The organism is Pseudoneobacillus rhizolycopersici, from assembly GCF_054786815.1.
Genome location: NZ_JBTOOE010000010.1, coordinates 55,112 through 76,865 on the forward strand (window position 1 = coordinate 55,112; position 21,754 = coordinate 76,865).

General features: G+C 39.2%; 21 protein-coding genes and 1 pseudogene. 6 read left to right on the top strand and 16 right to left on the bottom strand.

Annotation, left to right across the window (positions count from 1 at the left end; all coding sequences use genetic code 11):
- Positions 1–227 precede the first annotated feature (227 nt).
- From ACX9YW_RS12185 to ACX9YW_RS12200, 4 genes and pseudogenes are all read right to left on the bottom strand, one after another.
- Positions 228–682: pseudogene (locus ACX9YW_RS12185) on the bottom strand (YetF domain-containing protein).
- Positions 683–1,015: 333 nt separating this feature from the next.
- Positions 1,016–1,894, bottom strand: coding sequence for an alpha/beta fold hydrolase (locus ACX9YW_RS12190; RefSeq protein WP_460346680.1), 879 nt, complete (start codon positions 1,892–1,894; stop codon positions 1,016–1,018).
- A gap of 109 nt (positions 1,895–2,003) precedes the next feature.
- Positions 2,004–2,162, bottom strand: coding sequence for a hypothetical protein (locus tag ACX9YW_RS12195; protein WP_460346682.1), 159 nt, complete (start codon positions 2,160–2,162; stop codon positions 2,004–2,006).
- A 148-nt stretch (positions 2,163–2,310) separates the two neighbouring features.
- The gene (locus tag ACX9YW_RS12200) at positions 2,311–2,997 is read right to left on the bottom strand and encodes an ArsR/SmtB family transcription factor (RefSeq protein WP_460346685.1); all 687 of its coding nucleotides are present in this window, start codon (positions 2,995–2,997) and stop codon (positions 2,311–2,313) included.
- Positions 2,998–3,097: 100 nt separating this feature from the next.
- Here ACX9YW_RS12200 and ACX9YW_RS12205 point away from each other — a divergent pair, with 100 nt between their 5' ends.
- Both ACX9YW_RS12205 and ACX9YW_RS12210 read left to right on the top strand, forming a co-directional pair.
- Entirely contained in the window at positions 3,098–3,571 is a 474-nt protein-coding gene (locus ACX9YW_RS12205) for a DinB family protein (RefSeq protein ID WP_460346687.1), read from the top strand.
- Positions 3,572–3,745: 174 nt separating this feature from the next.
- Positions 3,746–5,062, top strand: a complete 1,317-nt coding sequence (locus ACX9YW_RS12210; RefSeq protein ID WP_460346690.1) for an alkaline phosphatase — start codon at positions 3,746–3,748, stop codon at positions 5,060–5,062.
- Between the two features lie 281 nt (positions 5,063–5,343).
- Here the strand turns inward: ACX9YW_RS12210 and ACX9YW_RS12215 are convergent, their stop codons facing one another.
- The 5 genes from ACX9YW_RS12215 to ACX9YW_RS12235 all read right to left on the bottom strand — a co-directional run bounded on the left by ACX9YW_RS12215 (position 5,344) and on the right by ACX9YW_RS12235 (position 8,687).
- Positions 5,344–5,982, bottom strand: coding sequence for an HAD family hydrolase (locus ACX9YW_RS12215; protein ID WP_460346830.1), 639 nt, complete (start codon positions 5,980–5,982; stop codon positions 5,344–5,346).
- 251 nt (positions 5,983–6,233) lie between these two features.
- Positions 6,234–6,365, bottom strand: coding sequence for a sporulation protein YjcZ (gene yjcZ / locus ACX9YW_RS12220; protein ID WP_460346692.1), 132 nt, complete (start codon positions 6,363–6,365; stop codon positions 6,234–6,236).
- Between the two features lie 319 nt (positions 6,366–6,684).
- Positions 6,685–7,353 carry a metal-dependent hydrolase gene (locus tag ACX9YW_RS12225; RefSeq protein WP_460346694.1) on the bottom strand — a complete coding sequence of 223 codons (669 nt, stop codon included), beginning with the start codon at positions 7,351–7,353 and terminating at the stop codon, positions 6,685–6,687.
- A 242-nt stretch (positions 7,354–7,595) separates the two neighbouring features.
- Positions 7,596–7,934, bottom strand: a complete 339-nt coding sequence (locus ACX9YW_RS12230) for a YrdB family protein (protein WP_460346696.1) — start codon at positions 7,932–7,934, stop codon at positions 7,596–7,598.
- Between the two features lie 30 nt (positions 7,935–7,964).
- Positions 7,965–8,687, bottom strand: a complete 723-nt coding sequence (locus tag ACX9YW_RS12235) for a CPBP family glutamic-type intramembrane protease (RefSeq protein ID WP_460346698.1) — start codon at positions 8,685–8,687, stop codon at positions 7,965–7,967.
- 127 nt (positions 8,688–8,814) lie between these two features.
- On the opposite strand from ACX9YW_RS12235, the gene ACX9YW_RS12240 reads away from it, so the two are divergent.
- The 3 genes from ACX9YW_RS12240 (at position 8,815) to ACX9YW_RS12250 (ending at position 12,776) form a co-directional block, all read left to right on the top strand.
- On the top strand, positions 8,815–9,414 hold the full coding sequence (locus ACX9YW_RS12240; RefSeq protein WP_460346700.1) for a TetR/AcrR family transcriptional regulator: 600 nt from the start codon (positions 8,815–8,817) through the stop codon (positions 9,412–9,414).
- An 801-nt stretch (positions 9,415–10,215) separates the two neighbouring features.
- Positions 10,216–11,043: an alpha/beta fold hydrolase gene (locus tag ACX9YW_RS12245; RefSeq protein WP_460346702.1), complete on the top strand. Its 828-nt coding sequence runs from the start codon at positions 10,216–10,218 to the stop codon at positions 11,041–11,043.
- A gap of 134 nt (positions 11,044–11,177) precedes the next feature.
- Positions 11,178–12,776 carry a M2 family metallopeptidase gene (locus tag ACX9YW_RS12250; RefSeq protein ID WP_460346704.1) on the top strand — a complete coding sequence of 533 codons (1,599 nt, stop codon included), beginning with the start codon at positions 11,178–11,180 and terminating at the stop codon, positions 12,774–12,776.
- A gap of 83 nt (positions 12,777–12,859) precedes the next feature.
- On the opposite strand, the gene ACX9YW_RS12255 is transcribed toward ACX9YW_RS12250, so the two are convergent.
- Entirely contained in the window at positions 12,860–13,924 is a 1,065-nt protein-coding gene (locus tag ACX9YW_RS12255) for a M42 family metallopeptidase (protein WP_460346706.1), read from the bottom strand.
- 228 nt (positions 13,925–14,152) lie between these two features.
- On the opposite strand from ACX9YW_RS12255, the gene pepF reads away from it, so the two are divergent.
- Positions 14,153–15,940 carry an oligoendopeptidase F gene (pepF, locus tag ACX9YW_RS12260; protein ID WP_460346708.1) on the top strand — a complete coding sequence of 596 codons (1,788 nt, stop codon included), beginning with the start codon at positions 14,153–14,155 and terminating at the stop codon, positions 15,938–15,940.
- 71 nt (positions 15,941–16,011) lie between these two features.
- Here the strand turns inward: pepF and ACX9YW_RS12265 are convergent, their stop codons facing one another.
- The 6 genes from ACX9YW_RS12265 to opp4A all read right to left on the bottom strand — a co-directional run bounded on the left by ACX9YW_RS12265 (position 16,012) and on the right by opp4A (position 21,750).
- Positions 16,012–16,488, bottom strand: coding sequence for a GNAT family N-acetyltransferase (locus tag ACX9YW_RS12265; protein ID WP_460346710.1), 477 nt, complete (start codon positions 16,486–16,488; stop codon positions 16,012–16,014).
- Positions 16,489–16,660: 172 nt separating this feature from the next.
- Positions 16,661–17,278: a TetR/AcrR family transcriptional regulator gene (locus ACX9YW_RS12270; protein ID WP_460346712.1), complete on the bottom strand. Its 618-nt coding sequence runs from the start codon at positions 17,276–17,278 to the stop codon at positions 16,661–16,663.
- Positions 17,279–17,329: 51 nt separating this feature from the next.
- On the bottom strand, positions 17,330–17,941 hold the full coding sequence (locus tag ACX9YW_RS12275) for a TetR/AcrR family transcriptional regulator (RefSeq protein ID WP_460346714.1): 612 nt from the start codon (positions 17,939–17,941) through the stop codon (positions 17,330–17,332).
- A 178-nt stretch (positions 17,942–18,119) separates the two neighbouring features.
- Positions 18,120–19,028 carry an oligopeptide ABC transporter permease gene (gene opp4C, locus ACX9YW_RS12280; protein ID WP_460346716.1) on the bottom strand — a complete coding sequence of 303 codons (909 nt, stop codon included), beginning with the start codon at positions 19,026–19,028 and terminating at the stop codon, positions 18,120–18,122.
- Positions 19,029–19,038: 10 nt separating this feature from the next.
- Positions 19,039–20,004 carry an oligopeptide ABC transporter permease gene (gene opp4B, locus ACX9YW_RS12285; RefSeq protein WP_460346832.1) on the bottom strand — a complete coding sequence of 322 codons (966 nt, stop codon included), beginning with the start codon at positions 20,002–20,004 and terminating at the stop codon, positions 19,039–19,041.
- A gap of 33 nt (positions 20,005–20,037) precedes the next feature.
- Positions 20,038–21,750 (bottom strand): oligopeptide ABC transporter substrate-binding protein, encoded by a 1,713-nt coding sequence (opp4A, locus tag ACX9YW_RS12290; RefSeq protein ID WP_460346718.1) that lies wholly within the window; start codon positions 21,748–21,750, stop codon positions 20,038–20,040.
- Positions 21,751–21,754: the final 4 nt, after the last annotated feature.

Sequence of the window (21,754 nt, forward strand, 5' to 3'; positions counted from 1 at the left end):
ATAATATTTAAACGAGTATTATTTTCATTATTCAAAATATACAAATAACCTCTATTTAAACTTTATTAATATAATATTTCAAAAGAAGTAAGTCTTATCCTACTCAAGTAGAAGTTCAAAAAACCACAAATAGGCAAAGTTCCATTCAACATTTGCCCATTTGTGGTTTATTCTTTTTGTTCTATGTCGCTATCGTATAATGATCATTTACTAGCTAACGGAATGAATTATTCTTTATCAACCGGGGAAAGAATATGATCTTTATATGTATCAACATACATATTACCATTGGCTGCCATTACGGCATAAACAACCTCCTGTTTTGTTAAATTACGATTTTTTAACTCCGATTCCAGCCATGAGAATGTTAGATTATTTTGTTCTAAATTTTCTTTCATTATTTCTCCATCCATAATAAGTTCAATAGGTAATTTCTGCTCAGGCATTACGGCAAACATTATATCCTGTCGTGTAACATTTCTAAATTGTGGCTTTTTTAACACTGTTAGTGTTCCATTCGTTTCAACGCTAAATTCGCTGAAATGGCACCTAACGAAATGGCTGCCACAAAATCAAACATTGTCATTTGCGATATCGTTTGTTTACCTAAAATCCTTGCTCCAATTAGTAATAAACTAAATGAAGCAATGGACCTCAAAATGACTTCGAAATGTTCAGGCATTTCCTCACCCCGTTTTCATCTATTGTATAGTCCTATCATAGCCTAGTTTTTTCATATTTATTAATTTCACATTCCCTTTCTTGATATAAGAAAAAGACAGTTCTTCTCCTAAATGAAACGAATACACACTGTGGCTATGATAAGGGATTGCGAGTAGTCTTTTTGGAAGTGAGAAAACCGTAGGGTTTTTGGTTGATTTTAATAAAATGAATTTATGTAGATTATGATACTGTTATATTTAATAGAAAAAACCTCATTTCCTTAAGGTAGGGTTCACCCTAACGGAACGAAATGAGGTTCTTGTTGTCTATATTTTTATCAATATATCCTTCTTTATTCTCCCACCGACTTTTTAAGAATTTCATCCCAATGTGATAAATATAGTAGGTGCCCTTCCTTTTCTACAAAAGAATAAATAGAATTTGGATACTTTTCTCGAAGATATTTAGAAGTCTCCGCTGTCCAAACCGTGTCTTTGCCACCCTGCCATATATTCACTTTCACATTTGGAACCGATTCTCTGTTGGTTCTATATTTATTGCACAATGCTAGAGCATCGTAATAGACTGCCAACCCATTATGCTGGTATCCTTCCACCGCACCTTTCGTAATGACCGCCTGCATGGCTGGATCAGTGGCAATTTTTTTATCCTCTTCAACCATTTGTTGAATAGATTCTTGAATGGCCTTCTCCAAGTTCTTCGTTAATTTCTTGCTGAAACTCCTAAAAAACACCTTTGTCATAAACGGTATGTACATGTTCATATTCCTAATCATTTTCCAATTTGACGGCAGTATTTTTTTAGTGGTATCACTATTTAAAGGTATGGCACTGCTAACCAAGTTAAGGGTTGTTACCTTTTCAAAATATTTGTCTGTGAAAACCTGTCCGTATAATCCACCAGCAGACCAGCCAATAATAGCAGCTTTTTGGATTCCTTTCGCGACTAGAAGGTCATTAATTGCATCTGCAAAATCCTCCATCGTATAGTCCGTCTTCGTATCCGAGCTTCCATAACCAGGACGATTAATGGCAAAGAAACGGATATTATATTTATCTAGTATGCTTGGATCTGGATGAACGGAACTGGCGGAGGATCCAAATCCATGAAGGAAAATCACTGTGTTTTCATTTGTTTCCCCGTAACCGATATACGATAATTTCTGATTATCCGATAATTGAATAAAAGACTCATAGTAATTCTGCAACATGATATTCCCCTTTGTTTTTTACTGGTTAATGAAACATGGGGACGGTTCTCATGTTTCATCCCATTCCATTAATTAACCCATTTTTCCGCATAATAATTTTTCATAAAATCTAGTAATATTTCTTAGCCCGATGCATCCTAACAAGCTCGCTAAATGTTTCCTGATCCCCTTTCCGCGCCTTTTCAACTAGCTGTTGGTTGAATCTCATTTCATAGAAAATGTCGTGCTCCGGTTCAATCGGAGATAGCATCTCCAGCCTTGATTTCATGTATTTACATACCCCATTTCAACCCTTCTACATATAAAGATGCAGTTAAAGTTAGAGATCTATCATTTTTTTAAAAAATTTTTTAACTCACATCTGACTTTTTCATTATTTGGGTAATCGAATGAAACACGAGAACTGTCCCTATGTTTCAAATTGTTATCCCAAAAACATCTTTCAAGCTACTTTTACCTTTATTTGTTATTTTCAGTGCCCGTGTGGAAGGGATTCTTTCCATCCAATTATTTTCAAGAAAATATAATAATAGGGAATGCCCTAGTGCTCCTGCTAGATGAAATTTTCTTTCGCTCCAATCTAGACATTTACAGGTAAAAGCGCGTCTTTTCTTTCTTAGTTGGTTATGGTCGATACCTATAGAGTTGAAGAAATGTTCGCCAACTGATGTTAATTCAAAGTTTTCTTCATGCTCGTAAATGTAGTGGTTTTGTAATAAGGAATTCGTTACTGCGACTCCGAGTTTACCGGCTAAATGATCATAACAGGTTCGAGCAAAATGGATTTCTTTTGTTCGGGAGACCGCTCTGAAAGAATTCGGTTTTCTTTCTGGTGAGAGTGCCAAAAACGATTCTAGGACACTTGCCACATCTGAGTTGGCGATGGAGAGGTATTTATGTCTCCCTAATTTTTCGGATTTTATTATCCCTTTTTCGATCATTTTCGTTAAATGAAAGCTGGCTGTCTGAGGGGTTATTTTTGCCATCATAGCTAACTCGGAAACCGTATATTTTCTACCATCTAATAAGGTTAATAGCATCGTTGACCGTGATTGCTCACTAACAAGGGAAGCAACCTCTGAAACAAACGGATCAAAGTTCATTTTATTTCCCCCAACCAATAAATGTAATCCATACTTCGATGATAATCTTACTATTCATAAATTACAATAAATTTGAAAATGACTTAGGGAGGAATTTAAATTGAATTCATTAGAATTATTTTTACTAGATTTTCAGGAATGCCGTCGACGTTTTCTCATGACCGCAGCCGCTTTTCCTGACGACCTGCTATGCTGGAAACCTGATAAAAACGCCCAATCAGTTAGCGAAATCATTCGTCATGTTTTGCTGCATGATTTTTATTGGCTCATGATTTTAAAGGAAGAAAGGCTGCCTACCGCTGAAGAATTACAACATCTAGCGAAAAAACCATTCACCAACCTGCAAGATGAAATCGGCTGGTCGAGAGTCTACCAAAACCAATTCAGCGAATTCATCAAGACACTGGATGTAAATGAACTTGGTACTAGATATATTAGCTGGCCGCATAAACCAATTCGGCGAACCCTTGGAGATACCCTAGAAAGAAAATCCTATCACGACGCCGTCCATACCGGACAACTACTACAATACTTAAGAATGCTGCAAATTGAAAGACCGTTGATATGGGACTAAAAATGAGTGCCTGTCACCAATCACCTAAATTTTAGGTGATTGGTGACAGGCAACACTATTTTTGTTTTTCATATTTTAATAGGTTTTGGCCGTTTTTACACACTGGTCAGGTTGAATTAACATTCGCTGGATATACTCTATATTGTAAGTAAAACTAATTTGGAGGGAAAAAACATGAAAAAGAGTTTTCAAAAGATTGTACTATCGATCGCTGCTGTTTCTGCTCTTGCGTTAGGGACTATTGCTGGCACTAGTATGCTCGTGTCCAATGCAAAAGCGAAATCAAACGACCATAATGGTAAAGTGAAAAACGTCATTTTCATGGTCCCTGATGGTTATTCTGCCGCTTATGCAACAAACTACCGTTGGTTTAAAGGGGAAGAATCATTGATGGATTCGATGCTGGTTGGGATGCACCGTACATACTCCTCTAACTCGGAAATAACGGATTCAGCAGCCGCTGGAACAGCGTTCGCAACAGGAGTAAAAACGAATAATGGCATGATCAGTACTTCACCAGACGGTAAGAAGTTAAAGACCATTCTAGAAGCCGCTGAAGAAAACGGAAAAGCAACAGGGTTAGTAGCCACTTCAACAATCACACATGCTACTCCGGCGGTTTTCGCCTCGCATGTTGCGTCACGTGTGAACGAAGCGGATATCGCACCACAATTAATCGATAATGATGTAGAAGTGATTCTTGGTGGGGGGAAGAAATACTTCCCGGATTCTATTTTAAAAGAAGCAACCGGAAACGGATATGATATCATCTCGAATAAAAGCGAATTAAAGAAAGCAAAACAGTCGACAAAATTAATCGGATTATTCGCCGTTGATGCGCTGGCTCCTGAATTAGACCGTGACACAACCGAGCAGCCTAGCCTAGAAGAAATGACAAAATCAGCATTGGAAGTTTTACAAAAGGATAAAGACGGCTTTTTCCTAATGGTGGAGGGAAGTCAAATCGATTGGGCAGGACATGCTCATGACGCAGCATGGGCGATGAAGGATACAGAAGCCTTCGAACAAGCTTTAGCAGCCGTACTTGAATTTGCTAAAAAGGATAAAAACACGTTAGTTGTTGTAGCCGGTGACCATGATACAGGCGGGATGTCGGTTGGAGGTTATGGACATAGAGAAGTAAAATTGAAGATTCTTCGCAAGGTAACCGCAACTGGCGGCAGAATGGCGAGCAAATTAGATTCGACTCGCAGCAATATTAAAGAAGTGGTAAAACAATACACCACTCTAGACCTAAAAGATGCGGAAGTCCAAAAAATTAAAGCGGCATCAAATCCAGATATCGCCATCAACCAAGTCATTTCAGAACGCGCTTCAGTTGGTTGGACTAGCTCGAATCACACTGGCGTCGATGTCCCATTATATGCATTTGGCCCAGGTTCTGACCTATTCAAAGGTTTACATGAAAACACAGACATTCCAGTATTAATGGCCCAAGCCATGAAAATGAAATTTACACCTTCAAAATAACTGAGAAGGCGCTGTTTTTAGCAGCTCCTTTTATTTTTAAAGCTGTGTTAAAGATACATGTTGTTTTATGCACCTGTTGATTGCAGCGAAAGGCACTCGACTCCTGCGGGATGAAGCGGTCAATGGTGAGACCTAGGTAAAATACTCCTCGAAGAGGGAGCATTTGTACCCCGCAGGAGCGAAGTGACGAGGAGGCTCACCGGACGCCCCGCGGAAAGCGAGTGCCTGTAGCGGAAATCAACAGTCTAATTTAACACAGCCATTTTAAAAAAATAAGTACCTTAGCATAATTCACGAAGATTAACCTCAGCAAAACGATTAAAAATCAGCGCTTGCGGGTCAAATTCTAGAAAACTAGTCACTTCATTAGGGACCACGATAGTAGAAACTCCTGCAGAAAGAGCAGCAATGCTTCCATTTACGGAATCCTCTACTGCTATCGCTTCATGTGGGAGAATTCCTAGTTCCTCGATAGCTTTATGGTATAATTCAGGATCCGGCTTTACTTTCGAAACATCTTCTTTTGCTTTAATAATTGGGAAATGTTCTCTGATTTGAAAACGAACTAAAAAATCCTCAATCCACTTTCGCTCAGAGCTTGAGGCAATGGCGAGTTTCAACCCTAATCTCTTGGCTTCTTCGATTAATTCTTCCACGCCATCCCTGAGAACAAGGCTCCCTTTTAATGTTTGAAACCGCTCATATACTTTTCTTTTCAACGTAACCCGATCTAGGGAGCCCTTCTGTTGACTTTCGATATAAGAATACAAAACCTCGTCCGTAGTCCCTATAACTTTAGCAAATTCAGTAATGGGTAAATCAATTCCATAATCTTCTGCTAGTACTTCTTTAAAAACCTTAAACCATAAAGTCTCTGTATCAATAATGGTACCATCGAAATCAAATATTAAAGCCTTTATCAAAATTATTCCTCCCTTACGAGTTTGCTATTTTACGATTTCCTGGAATTCTGCCTTTTTCCAATCTGATTTTTTGATTGTACAGGAATGGTGGCAAAACTCCAAGTAAATAGCGACAGGCGGATGCGGTGCCTGTCACCAATATCCTAATTTTTGGAATCACAAATAAATAAAGGGGCACCACGATTCGTTTCGTGGTGCCCCTTTCCCTTTTAGGGTTTAACAAAAATTTTTTTTGTTAGGTGTTCGTTTTAATTGACGAACGCTGTTCCGACGATGACTAGTAGAACAAATAGAACAACGATTAATGCAAAGCTATTTGCGCCGAATCCACCGCCATAGCCATAGCCGTAACCGCCGCCGTATCCACAAAATCCAAACATTCTTCTCACCACCTGAAAATATTGGATAAAAAACATCCTCAGGGACATATATATTAAAAAATGCGAAGTTTGTTTGGACAAATATCATGATTTCTCAAAGAATCAGCGTTTTGCTTAGGCCCATCCTAATGGGACAGGCATGTTGGTGGAAAGCCCTACACAGTGACATCGTTTTTTCCAAAAAGTAATTTTCAAACAAACGTTTGATTGAATTCCGTTACAACTAACTAATTCAAAGGGCATTTTCCCTATACGCAAAATTCTTCTTTTTTCGCATTGTATAGTGATATAACGTGAAAGAAGTAAATTTGGCGTAAGACTATAATTTAATCCGAAACACCTTACTCGTTAACGGGTGCAAAAATTTCACCCCCCGTTTTGTCAACATGTCAGCGATGATATGCGACAGATAAGAAAGAGATGAAACAATAGCCAATCCCTCTATCCCTGTATCTTGCTCGAGAAGGTACGACATCACCGACCAAAAGGCGAACGCCCAAATCGTGTGCGTGGCTCCACGGTGTGAAAACCATCCCGCTCCCCCAACGAAACAAGAGAACAAAACTAACCATCCTATCCCATTGGTAGCTGCATAATAAATCAGGACCAAACCAATGACGCTCATGAGGATATTTTTTAACGTTTCCTGACTTCTAAGAGCAAAGCCCAACATCACGGCACCTGCACCCAATAGAAGAAGTTTATTTTGGATGGTGTACCATTCTCCAGTTAGGAAGGAAATTTCTTTTAACAACAGAGCACCCAATGCCAGCCCTATCAATGCCAATGCTAAAACCAAGCCAACTTTCTTGAATCGTTTAACTGTTTTCGTTACATGTTTATTTAATAGATTGTTTCCATCAAGATCAGCAGCAAGTGAAGCGACCCCGGACGTAACCATCAGAATCGGTATTTGCTCAAGCGGTTGATTCAATGACGCAATGGCGCCAATCCCCAATCCGATCGCTAAATGTGTATGACCCTTCACACCTGCACCTCCTATCATCTAAAAATCATTATAATAGTATAGCAATACGATGTTAATAGGGATAATGACGGAGAAACCGCTAGCAATTTGTGGGCATTAATTGGAATCGCCTGCATTAGTCTATTCGTTGTAACTGCAACAGTATTTTTATAAAAATCCTCCCGTGTCGCAGCCAATCTGAAAGGCAATAAGTCGCATAACAGAAAGGGGCAGGTCGAAAGGGAACCTGCCCCATTTGTTTTCTATTGTTTCCAATACAGCAATAAGATCATATTGACGACTACTAGAATAGAAAAGATTTTAGAAAGAGCTTGATGTCCCGATGCATAAAGGGCATACGCTCCTAGTCCAAAAACGACGACCTCCCCAATGATTCGCCATGGGATGGGGAGGAGGTAAGCAGATTTAGGGGCAATGAACATCCCCCATACTACCATAACGATGATCGGTACCCCGACACCTACTCCGAATCGTACCATTGAAATACTTTTTAAATGAAATCCCCAGTAACCAATGGATAACAGGACACCTAATTCTAACAACAGACGGAGCAGCAGGTTTAAATTTTTTAATAGAATCATAGGATTTCCCCTTCTATATTAGTTGATATTTCAGCCAGTCGGTAAAAAATAGAATGATAGTGCGGAGATACAATCAGCTATGGCATGCGCAAAAATCAGAGGAACGAGTCGACGAGTTTTCAAGAAGTAAATTGGAATGATCACCATTGGAATGACAGTTAGAAACCGATAAAGAGAATAATTAGGATCAAGAGTCAACGGCAGAACGGTGTGCTGTAAGGCCCAGAAAAACATGACAATAATAACCGCCGTCACCTTATTTCTAAAGATATCGACTAGTTTCGGTAAACCATACCCCATATAAATAACTTGCTCCATCACCGCCCAGCCAATTGGCCAAATCAAAACACTGTAAAGTCCTCCCCACAACGGCAGCGGACCGGCTAGGATGGGGTTGGATACTTGCCCATAAATAAGTAAAGAGATGAGATTTCCCCATAAAACGGTTAACGGCAACAAAACGAGCAAAAGCAGTAGAGAATGTATGACATCACTTTTTATCCTTGCACGTGAAAATCCAATAATTGATTTGAGTTCCGTTCCTTCCTTCCTTAAAATCCAAACCATTAAAGCCAAGCATCCAAGGTCAACCAACGAACCGTAAACCGTCCACCATTTCCCCGCATCCAGGAAATCGAGTGGATTGGATGTGAACTGTGATCCCCAGGAAAAAACTCCTTGGGCAAATAAAGAAAAAATCGTCCGGCTTAACAAAATAAGTAACAGCAACCATAACATTTTTTGATTTTTCAATATTCCACCTCCTATCCCTTAAAAAACTTTACTGTCGGTTAAAATTGTTATAACATTTAAAATATAAAATGAAATTTCTTTTTTGTAAAGGAATTTTTTTCAAATTAATTAAGTAGGTGAATGAATCTTGAAAAGAGAACAAAACAAAGCCATGACGAAGAACATGCTGATGACAGCGGCCATGGAACTTTTTAAAATACAGGAATACCAAAAGACGACGATAGACGAAATTGTTAAAAAAGCTGGAGTCAGCAAGCCGACCTTTTTTGCCTACTTCAAATCCAAGGAGCAAATTTTATACGAATTTGATGTAAATCAGCTAGAAACCTTTCGAATGAGCATGAAGGAGCAAATGGATCAACAAGACAAGGACATATTCAACAATTTAAAAAACTCGATTATCAACATGGCCACTGTCCTACATACCACACCAATGTTCACTCAAAATATGATGCATTTGCTAACGATAAATGAAGAATATAAAGAATTGCTTAGGAAGATGTTCGGACTATTTCAATCGATTACCGAAGAAGTGATTCAATATGGACAACAGCACGCGATGGTCACCACCAACATTTCACCTGAGACGATAGCAAAGGACATCAACACCATTTACATCGGCTCTCTCGTCACATGGGTCATCTCTAACGGAACAGATTCCCTCCAAGAGCTACTAAATGAGGCATTGGACCATTACCTGTTGGGGATTTTAATTAGTGGGGAGTGAAACACGGGGACGGCTCTCGTGTTCGCCCTACTGGGGTTTCTTTTGGAGAAGAAGTTGGTTTTGCCCCTTAATCGGGAGACTTACTTCGGTTTTCTTGAAGTTGGGCATATACAAGGAAAGTTGGGCATTTACTTGGAAAGTTGGGCATTTCCAAGAAAACCTGGGCATAAACGTTAAAAGTTGGACATTTACTCAAAAAGTTGGGCATATGTGTACGAAAGTTGGGCATAAATTTCAAAAGTTGGAAATAAGTGCTCAAAAGTCGGGCATATAATTTTTTAGTTGGGAATAAACCTTAAAAGTTGGGCATTTACTCAAAAAGTTGGAAATAAAACTTCCCACACTTTACTCCAAACTATGAAAAATTCTAAAAAAAAGCGTCCTTTTTTCATTTCACACCTAAAAAAACAAATAATCTTTTACTTTTCGACGGAAAAAGTCTATATCCATCACAAAAATCCCGTCGAGCCCCCCCTTTTCAATCATTTTTTTACTTCCCCACCAACTTTTGATCATCAAAGAGAGCTAGACCTGGCACCAAGTTAAATTCTAATTTGCTTTTTCTATAATTCCAACAGAATGCCCCCCATTCATACAAAATCTGACCCATTCCAACCCAAATCTCTCATTAGTTATGACCGAAAATTGGAAATAACTAGCAGGTTGGTGACAGGCACCATAAATGGGCACCATAAACAGCACCATAAACAGCACCATAAATATATTGAAAAATTTAATAATTAGTGTTTAAATTTAAACTAACCGGTCATTTTAATAATATGGATTAGGAGGTTTTCTCGTATGTCGACTGAGGAATTTTTTGATGTCAGGGGTTTAAAGATTTTCACGAAAAGGATGGGGGCTGGAACTCCCATTGTTTTTTTACACGGAGGACCAGGTGGTGAACACCGCTTTTTCCTTCCGCATTTAGAAGGTTTAGCTGATAAGTGTGAGCTAATCTTTTACGATCAAAGAGGCTGCGGGCGGTCTGAGGAGGATGTTCATAAAAGGTATAGCTTTGAAGAAGAAGTGGAAACGCTGGAAGAGCTACGCAAGTCTTTAAAGTTGGAAAAGTTAAATCTAGTCGGTGAATCATGGGGATCAATGCTTGCCTTATTGTATGCTTCCAAATACCCGGGTCAGGTGAATAAACTCTTTCTGACTGCGGCGGTTGGAGCAACTGCAGACGGCTATCTTCAATTTTCGGATTTATTAATGAATCGCCTTTCTCCCCAGGACAAACAAATACTTGATAGGTTAATGCAGAAGTACCGGGAAGGAACGGTAGAAGTTTCTGAGATTTTTAAAATCATTGACCCTTGCTATCTGCACTCCCCTGAAAACCTTGTTAAAAAAACGAAGACCAAAAGCAACGCCGAAGTAAATAGAATCTTAGGGCAGGAAATCATTGATAAATATGCTGATAGCCTGAAATTAGACGTTTTAAGCTCCGTTCCCATTCTTATTGCACAAGGTGATGCAGATATTATTACTCCTACTCACCTAGACGAGTTATTTATCAAATACTTGCCACACACCAGATTAAAAATAATGGAAAATTGCGGTCATTGGACAGTCATCGAGCAATCTCAACAACTCGGTCATCTAATCAAAGAATATTTCAATTGATAGACATCTTTTCAGAATTAGTAAGAAACATTGCATTAAACCGACCGTTTAGTTTACAGTAGAAACAACTCCAATTACGTTGATATCTTACCGTTTTGGACGGCTAATCATTTTTTATCGAGGAGGAAAAAGTCTTGAGTAAAACTGCGCAAACCTTTTTACAAGAATTAAATGATGGAATGCAATTATTAATGAGGAATGTTACTGAAGCAGTCTGGATGGCCCAAACGACGGGTGATCCTGAATGGGCCAACAAACTTAGCGAGGCTGAAACAAAATTAAGCTTGCTATTTTCACAAAAAGACCTTTACGAAAAAACAAAGCAGTATTTAGAGGAAGATGACTTAACAGAACTAGAAAGACGACAACTACTCCTTTTTATGAATACTATGAAGGAAAACCAATTGCCTGAAGAACTGATTGCAGATTTGTCCAAACGGTCTTCTGATTTAAATCTCTTGTTCAATACGTTTACTCCCGAAGTAGATGGTCTGCAATATTCAGCAAATGACATTAGAGAGATTTTAATGAACAGTGATGATCACGAGCTACGTAAAAAAGTATGGTATGCAAGCAAAGAGGTAGGAAAAGTAATTGAAAAAGACCTTATCGAGCTCATCAAAAAGCGTAATGAGGCTGCTAGATTACTAGGATACGAGAATCATTACCAAATGAGCTACGATTTGCAAGAATTGGACCAAGCCGAAGTATTTTCCATCTTTCAAGATTTAATTAAAGAAACGGATAGCGCCTATCGTTCGATGAAAATGGAGCTAGATGAACGATTAGCATCTAAGTTTGGAATAGCAGTTTCTGATATACGCCCTTGGCATTATGTTGACCCATTTTTCCAAGAAGCCCCTCCCTCAGACGAAACGAATTTTGATCCTTTCTTTGTCGAAAAAGATATTTTGCAAATGACAACCGAAACTTTCCAAGCAATGGGAATAACGATTGACGATTTATATGAAAAGAGCGATTTATTTCCACGTGAAAAGAAAAATCCAACTGCTTTTTGTATCGACATCGATCGTGAAAGTGATGTCAGGGTTTTATGCAATCTAAAGGAAGATTCCTATTGGATGGAAACCAATTTACATGAATTTGGTCATGCGGCTTATTTTAAATATGTCGACTCCGAGCTACCATTTATTCTACGTAACTGTAGTCATACATTAACGACAGAAGCCATTGCAATGATGTTTGGCAAAATGGGGAAAGATCCACGGTGGTTACGTCAATTTCTAAAAATGGACGAAAAAGTGTTGCTAGAACGAACACCTGAGTTACACAAGTTGCAAAAGCTAGCGATGTTGATTTCCGCGAGATGGATTATTACCTTTGTCTTTTTTGAAAAGGAATTATATGAAAATCCGGATCAAGATTTAAACATTTTATGGTGGAAAACCGTCAATGAAATCCAATTAGTCACACCACCTGATTCTACCGACCAACCGGACTGGGCTGCAAAAATCCATTTTACCTTAGCACCGGTCTATTACCAAAACTATTTACTTGGTGAACTGATGGCGGCTCAATTACTTCGTTATATTGAGAATTCCATTTCACCAGAGATTTTCACGCAAGCAACAGGTGACATGCTCATTCATCAATACTTTAAACCGGGTGCACGATATAATTGGAATGAAAAAATCCAACGAATCACCGGTGAAAAATTAAATCCCAACCATTTCTGTTACTATTATTGCCAAGAGGATAAGGTTACCACATAATAAAAACGGAGCAGGAGAATTAATTTTCTCCTGCTCCGTTTTTTATCATTCCGCTTTTTTTACTCGTTTTTACCCCCATCACTTTACAATTTGGCGATAGTTGCACAATCTACGTTTTTGATTAATTCCACAAAAAGCTTAACACTATTTTCAAAATCATCATAATGAATAATCGAAGCATGGCTATGGATATACCTAGTTGCAATCGTAATCGCTAAGGAAGCTACACCACTACCGGTTAAATGAATCGCTCCTGCGTCCGTTCCCCCACCTGCCATCGATTCATATTGAAATGGAATCTGATATTTTTCGGCTAAGTCAATCACATAGTTTCTAAGCCCCACATGGGGAACCATCGTTTTATCTAACAAAACGATTTGTGGCCCAGCGCCGATTTTGGCAGGTATGTCAGCATTGAGCCCTGGAGTATCTCTTGCCACGCCAACATCAATAGAGAAAGCGATATCTGGTTTAATCATATTCGCAGATGTTTGTGCACCTCTTAACCCCACTTCCTCTTGCACAGTTGCCACTCCATAAACGGTATTGGCATGCTTTTCATTTTGTAAACGTTTAAAAACCTCTACCAAAATGGCACAGCCGATTCGGTTATCCCAAGATTTGGCCATCATTAATTTTGGATTTTCCATCACGGTAAACGGACATTCTGGCACAATAAAATCGCCTGGTTTGACACCAAATTCTTCTGCTTCCGCTTTACTTGATGCTCCGATATCAATAAACATATCCATTATTTCTACTGGCTTTTGGCGGTCGGCAGCACTTAAAACATGAGGGGGCTTCGAACCAATCACTCCGATTATTTCCTTTGTCCGGGTAACAATCCTCACTCGTTGCGCCAGTAAAACTTGCCCCCACCAACCACCTAAAGGCATAAACTTAAGGAAACCTTCCTTGGTAATTTGGGTAACCATGAAGCCCACTTCATCTAGATGGGCCGCAATCATAATTTTAGGACCTTCTGACGTTCCGTTTTTTACCGCTATCAAACTACCTAATCCATCTGTATTCGTTGAATCTGAGTATGGCTCAATCCATTTATGAAGAGTATCTTTTACCTTACTCTCAAATCCAACTGCCCCCGGGACCTCGGTAAGCTCTTTAAACATCTTTAACGTTTCATTCATAAATAGCTTCCTCCTTAATTATTAAAACGACCGGTTAGTTTCTAACCTATTTATTTAGATTTAATCACAATAGTAGGGAATTTTCAATTCATTTATTTTATACGAAATAAATTGTTTATTTAGTATTAATGTTCATATTAATGGAAAAAATTCTTGAAATAAGGTATAGTAATTTTATTAAACTAACCGGTTAGTTTAACAACAAAAAACAAAAAGGGAGATGAACTCATGGAAGTCATGCTTCGCGAGCAAATGGATACGCAATATCAATGGAATTTAGCTGATATTTACCCTTCTTTAGCCGAATGGGAAGAAGATTTTCAAGCCGTCAGTGAAAAAATAAACCGAATGAGCCAATTCGAAGGGACGATCGCCAAAGGTCCAGATTTTCTCCTAGGCTACCTTCAGCTCATGACCGAGATAAACCTTACCCAAGAACGTTTACTGGTTTATGCAAAGTTTTTACACGATGAGAACACCAAAGATACACAGAGACAGGAACTCCTTCAACGCTTACAGCCACTAGAAATTAAATATTCTAAAGCGAGCTCCTTCTTTGTTCCAGAATTATTGGAGCTTGATTCAGAAACGCTAGAAGTCTATTATTCCAACCCGGAATTATTATTTTTCAAAAAGTACTTGGACAATATCCTTAGGGCGAAGCCTCACCAATTATCAAAGGAACAAGAAAAGTTAATTTCCCAAACCGGTCTATTATATTCAGCTGACCATACCTTCACGATGCTGGATAACGCGGATATGACGTTTGAGCCTGTTATAGATGAAGATGGGAACAGTTTTACTCTGACAAGTGCGACATTTGGAAAATTAATCGCTAGTGAGAACAGAGAAATCCGAAAGAGCGCCTTCAAAAACACCTATCAATCTTACGGCTCCTTCATTAATACCATCGCAAGTACGTACCTAGGAAATGTTAAAAAGGACTTATTCTATAGTCAGGTTCGAAACCATCCATCTTCTCTGGCGCATGCCCTTTTTGAGAATAATGTGAATGTGGATGTTTACGCTAACCTTGTCGATACCTTGAAGGCCAATCAAAATCTAATGCACCAATACATTACGATTCGTAAAAAAGCTTTAGACCTTCCTGAGCTTCATATGTATGACATTTATGCCCCACTTGTTTCCAACACGAAACAAGAAATTCCTTATGAAGAGGCCTATGATATCATGTTGGATGGACTCTCGATTCTTGGCGAGGAATATATCTCTGTATTAAAAGAAGCCAGAACGAATCGATGGATCGATGTTTTTACCAATGAAGGGAAAATGAGTGGTGCCTATCAATGGGGAACGTATGGAGTGCATCCATATGTGTTACTCAATCACCAGAATGATTTAAATAGTCTATTTACACTCGCTCATGAAATGGGTCACGCCCTTCATACCTATTACAGCGACAGCGAAAATCCTTACCTATATGCACAATACGTCATCTTTGTGGCCGAAGTCGCCTCAACAGTGAATGAAGTTCTGTTAATGTACCATATGTTGCAGAAAACGAACGACCCAGCCATGAGGAAAAATCTAATTAATTACTTCCTAGAACTGTTCAAGGGGAAAATGTTCCGGCAGACAATGTTTGCGGAGTTCGAGAAGATTGTCCACGAGAAGGTGCAAAACGAGGAACCTTTAACGTCGACACAGTTTAGTGACATCTACTACAAGCTAAACCAGGAATACTATGGCAGCGAGATTATCCAAGATGAGGAAATCCGTTACGAATGGGCAAGAATCCCTCATTTCTATCGTTCGTTTTATGTGTATCAGTATGCGACAGGCTTTGCGGCCGCTATCGCGATCGGGAAACGAATCCTAGAAGAAGGCGCTCCAGCTGTTCTGGATTATCTGAATTTCTTAAAAAGCGGTGGCACCGACGCCCCGATTGAACTTTTAAAAATTGCCGGTGTTGATATGGCCTCACCAAAGCCTATCCAAGACGCAATGGATGTCTTTGCGGAACTGCTGAATGAATTTGAAACTTTGCTAGATTAAATAGTAGGAGTCTACGAGATTTCGCAGACTCCTTTTTTATCACCTTGATAATGTCGAGATGGCCCTCACTATTATTTGGCAACCTGATTTTTAATAAAGTAATCCATTACTCTTTCATCTTCTAGCATCTCTTCCGTTTCAACAAAGCCAATGCTTTTGTAAAAGCGAATCGCTCCCTCATTTTCAGGAACAACGGAAAGCCGGACCCTCGAGCAATCAGGGTGTTGGCTTGTAATCATCTCAATTAATTGTAACATGCCTTGTTTTCCATAGCCTTTACCTTGAAATTGCTCACCTATCATATATCTAGGTACCCAATGTCGATCATAGTCTTCATTTTCCGGAATATATTCCACAGCCGCAAGACCTACAACAGTTTCTCCATCACAAATCGCATAAGGGGTAAATTTCGGATCCACATAAGCCCAAGCAATCGTAGCTAAATTTCTAGCAACGAACTGCTTTTGGTCCTCTGAAACTTCTAATTTTGCACACGCCCTAATATTTTCCTGTGTAACTGGTTTAATTTCAACTAAATGATTCCCCATATCTTCCTCCATAAAATCAAAAATTCTATTAAACTGAATAGTCATTTTAATTTTACCAAAATATCACCATATTGCAAATATTGAGTATCTAATCATAGATTTCCAATTCATTTAAAATAAACTGATGAGAATCTATTCTTGCCAATGCGATATTTTATAAAAAAAATAAGCCTCATATTATATGAGACCTTTCATGAATAATGATTTTCCTCATAAAGCTTTCCTTCTGCCCCTTCACCATCTCCTGATAAGGATAATCAGGAAAATGTAGTTTATGGGTAATGGCTCCATCAACAAAAGCCCAAAATAGTTCTGAAAAAACCGTTACATCAAGTTCTTTTTTAAATTCTCCTTTTTCCATCCCTTGCTTTAATACATCTGCAATCAGTTGAAGCTTCGTCTGCCGAATTCCCTCTAATAATGTCAGAATGTCTTCTCTCCGTGAAGCGAACAGTTCAAATTCAGATTGAACCAAAAACGCACGTAACTGGAGATCCTTACTTAAATACTCTGTAAACAGCGCAGCGATTTTCTCTTGGGCTGTTGGATGGGCCGCTAAAATCGCCCGGATTACATCGATTTCTTCATTAGTAATTTGATACATTAATCCAATATAAATCTCTTCTTTATTGTTAAATAGTTTATAAATAGAGCCCTTACTAATGCCGGATTGATTGACAATATCATCAATTGTTGCGGCCTCATATCCCTTTGAAGAAAAGCATTCTAAAGCCCCCGCCAATACCTTATTTCGTTGTTCCTCTTTATAATCTTCCTTTACATTAACCATACTTACCTCCTAATAAAAGCCAAACAGGTTCGTTTAGCTAAAGAAAGCGACTCATTTATTTTTAATTTCCTCTAAATACATTTCCTTCATTTCTCTAAACACATCATAGTACGGAAAATCTTTATAGATGGTTTGCAAAGATACGCCATCAATGATTAACCAAAACTTATGGGCATATACGTCCACATCGATGTCCTTGCTAAACTCCCCTGACTCCTGCCCCTGTTCGAGGGTTTCTCTTATTAGATTAACTAAAAAATTCCCTCTTTCCGTGATCGGCTCTAAGAAGGTTTCAGATCGTGTACAATGAAACGTAAATTCATAAAACACGACGGTTGTCCCCAATTTTTGGGGATCAAACGGATCTAAATGAAGATAGACATCAAACAAAAAATTAATCTTACTATAGGACGAACGGAGCTTATGGAAATTTTTATTAATATCCTCTTTATCTTTTTCCGTTGCCTGCTGTAATAATTCTAAATAAATGGCTTCTTTACTATCAAAATAAGTATAAATCGAACCCTTACTAAGTCCACAACGAGTTCCAATATCATGAACCGTTGTAGTGGCGAAGCCCTTTTGAGCAAAGCACTCTAAAGCGCTTTTCACAATCAACGATTTTCGTTTTTCCCTATATTCTTCGGATATGATTGGCGGCATTAATGGTTCACTTCCCATTATTTATCGTATAAAGATGATACACGGGTATCATTAAATTCAACCATTATTATAAACATAATGCTTTAAAAAGGAAATCCATATGAGGAGGTATACTTGCAATTCTTAGGTCCTAAAAAACATAAAGAAAGCCAGAGGACGATCCGCCCCCTCGCTTCCTTCATTTTCGCAAACGTGGATTAAAGGCATCCTTTAGCCCTTCGCCAACAAAATTGATCGATAGGATTGTTAAGGTAATGGCAAGTGCAGGCGGGATCCAAATCCAAGGCTTTCCATGTAGAACATCGGGTTCCTGGGCAAAGGACAGCATATTTCCCCAGCTTGGTGTTTCTGAAGGCACTCCAAATCCAAGGTAACTTAAGCCTGTCTCGGCGACAATCATCGTGGCAAAAAGTAATGTTCCCTGCACGATGATGGTCGATAACACATTCGGCAATAAATGTTTGACAATAACTTGAAACGGAGAACAGCCGATGGAGATAGCGGCTAATACATATTCGTTTTCTTTTTCCGCTAGAACCTTACTGCGAACAATCCTCGCGACTCCGCCCCATTGGAGTGCACTAATGACGATAATAAGAACCCAAAGTCCATTTAACTTACCGAAGAAAATCGTATTTAACACAATAACAAATACGAGGAACGGAAAATTTAACATAAAGTCCGTCAATCTCATCAGAATCCCATCTGTTTTTCCACCGAAATACCCGGCCAAAGCTCCAACCAAAGTGCCAAAAAAGACAACAAATACCGTGCAGGAAATACCCACAAGCAGGGATACTCTGCCGCCATATAATAATCGGGTGAAGACGTCCCGACCACTTTTATCAGTACCAAGCCAATGTTCAGCAGAAGGCTTTAATGACATCTGTCCAAGATGGATTTTAGTTATATCCGTTGTCGTAATATAAGGAGCCAAAAACGATAGTAAGGTCACAATGAGCAAAAAGAAGAAACTTGTCATCGCGAGTTTATTTTGCATAAATTTTCTGCGTGCTAGACGAAAGGGTGACATGCTTTTCTCAGGCTGTACTAGCACAGGTGTTTGAGTAGATGTTGACATTTCCATAGGCAGCCTCCTATTCCATTCTGATACGCGGATCGACGATGCCATACGCAATATCCGCTAACAGATTTCCAAACAAAGTTAAGAATGAGAACATCATCGTAAGGGCCATTAACACGGCATAATCGCGAGTGGATAAGGAATTAATTAATAATTGACCGATACCAGGATAGGTAAAAATGGTTTCGGTAATAATCGCCCCTCCAACAAGGTTAGCAACGTCGAAGCCCAAGAAGGTGACTAATGGAATAATAGAGTTCCGCAAAATATGTTTATTGTAGATTTTTGATTCAGATGTGCCTTTTGCGCGAGCTGTTCTGACAAAATCCTTGCGGCTATTTTCGATGATGTCATTTCGTAAAAATTGCGTATAATTGGCTGTTCCTAGCGCGCCCAACACGAGAGCTGGTAAAATAACGTGATGAAGTCGGCTTAAATAATATTCAAATGTACCAGCTTGTACCGAAATGTCGACAGACCCATTGGATGGGAACCAATCAAGTGTAAAAGAAAATAGATAAATCGCGAATACCCCTGCCACAAAGGATGGTAAAGCAAGTCCCAGGTAGTTCATACCAAAAATGAGATTATCACCTAAGGTATATGGTTTTCGCCCGGAATAAATCCCCATAGTAAGGGCAAGGAAATACGTAATCACAAGGGAAGTGACACTTAGAAAAAGGGTATTGGGTATTTTGTCCATGATGATTTCACTAGCCGGAACTTTGTATCTTGTTGACATTCCAAAGTCCCCCTGAATAAAATTCGAAATCCATCGAAAGTATTGCACAGGAATGGGGTCGTTATAACCCAGCTTTTCGCGCATTTCCTCGATGTAGGCTGGATCGGTATTATTCGGGTCAATCTCTCCACCTAGGGAATCCCCTGGCATTAATTTGGCCAGGGAAAACACTACAATGGAGATAAGGAATAGCATGGGTATCATTCCAAGAAAACGCCGTAATGTATATTTAAGCATCATGACACTCCTTATCCATTAACGCTCTTACTTTTATTCATTAATCCACCATAAATGCTTACTATTGGCACCTGAAATATCGTACACAACACCCTTCACACGCTTGTTAATGGCCATGACATCTTCAAGTTCGACAATTGGCAATACAGGCAATTCCTCGTTAATGATTTTTTGCCAATCCACATAGAGTCCCCTGCGTTTATCAGAGTCGGTCCCCACTACACTGATATCGATGGCATCTTGAAGCAGCTTTTCTGCTTCTTCATTGACCCAGCGTGAATAATTCCAAATGGACGTGATTCCCCAGGATGGAAGTGGGTCTGGATCCGCTCCGGTACCAAAACCTGCGTAGAATACCTCCAGCGCTTTATCATCTTTTTCAAGTTGGTCATAGTATAAGTTAACATCTGGCATTTGAAGGCTTGATTTTAGCCCCACTTCTTCCCAGTTTTGCGTAAACGCTTTTGCACGCGCTTCAAAAGTCGGGTTTCCGGTTGCATAATGGGAGAACTTCACTTCAAATTTATCCCCATTTGGATCTTCACGGAATCCATCACCGTCAATGTCCTTGTATCCCGCTTCGTCAAGTAACTCTTTGGCCTTTTTCGGATTGTACGTATACTGATTAGGCAACTCCTCATTTGGTGCAGCAATCCAATGACCACTCGGGATTGGACGATTAATTGGCTTACCCAATCCATTAAAGAAGGCATCCACCCACTCTTCGCGATTTAGGGCATAAAGCATCGCCTGACGTAATTTCTTATTGGCATATTTCGGGTTATTCATGACATTTTTCTTACCATCAAATTTTCCAAATTTAAAACCGATATAGTAATGGCTTGTAGCTGGAATTCGAACAATCTCCACATTGTCCAATGCGTCAATTTCCGGACGAATACTAGGATGGAATGGAGTCATATCGACTGTTCCATTCTTAAGCTCTCCAGTCGTCAAGGAACTATCAATCACCTTAATAATGACTTTCTCAATATGCGGCTTTCCTTTAAAATAATCCTCATTGCGAACCAGCTCAATCGATTCACCTGGAATTACTTTTACTACCTTAAACGGACCCGTTCCAATAGGCTTTGTACGAACTTGAGGAGATGCCAGCATATCTTTTGGTGCTATTCCTTCAAACTCCTTGCGAGATAATGGGTACGTCCATAAATTTTCAAGGTTATTAATGCGCGCTTTATCAAACTTGACCTTCAACGTGTAGTCGTCCACCACTTCCAAACCTGATATCTTGTCTGCTTCGCCCTCATTAAAGGCAACCACACCATCGATGGTATTCACGTTAGACCAGCGATGATGCTCACCGCCAAGCGTTGCAATGGTTTCCAACGCGAAAACCCAGTCATGAACAGTTAGTTCTTCGCCATTATGCCATTTCACCCCTTTTTCAAATGTAAAGGTGAAATGTTGGTTATCCGTTGTTTCCCAGCTGGCGATATTAGGCTCCGGTTTTAAATTCTCGTCAAATCCGATTAGGTTTTCATCAATAAATTCGAGAATATCATCGTCGCCATCCAGATCGTAGAAGTTCCAGTTCAAGATTCCTTTGAACTCTGAGTCAAGAGCATAGGTTAAGATCCCGCCCTCCTTAGGGCCAACTTCCTCGGTCCCTTGGTTATCATTGTTGTTTCCTGAACTTGCCTTGTCAGACTTATCACTACATGCAGCTAAAAACGCTGACAAGATTAGCATGAAGGCGAACATCCAAGCATATAATTTCTTCATTTTC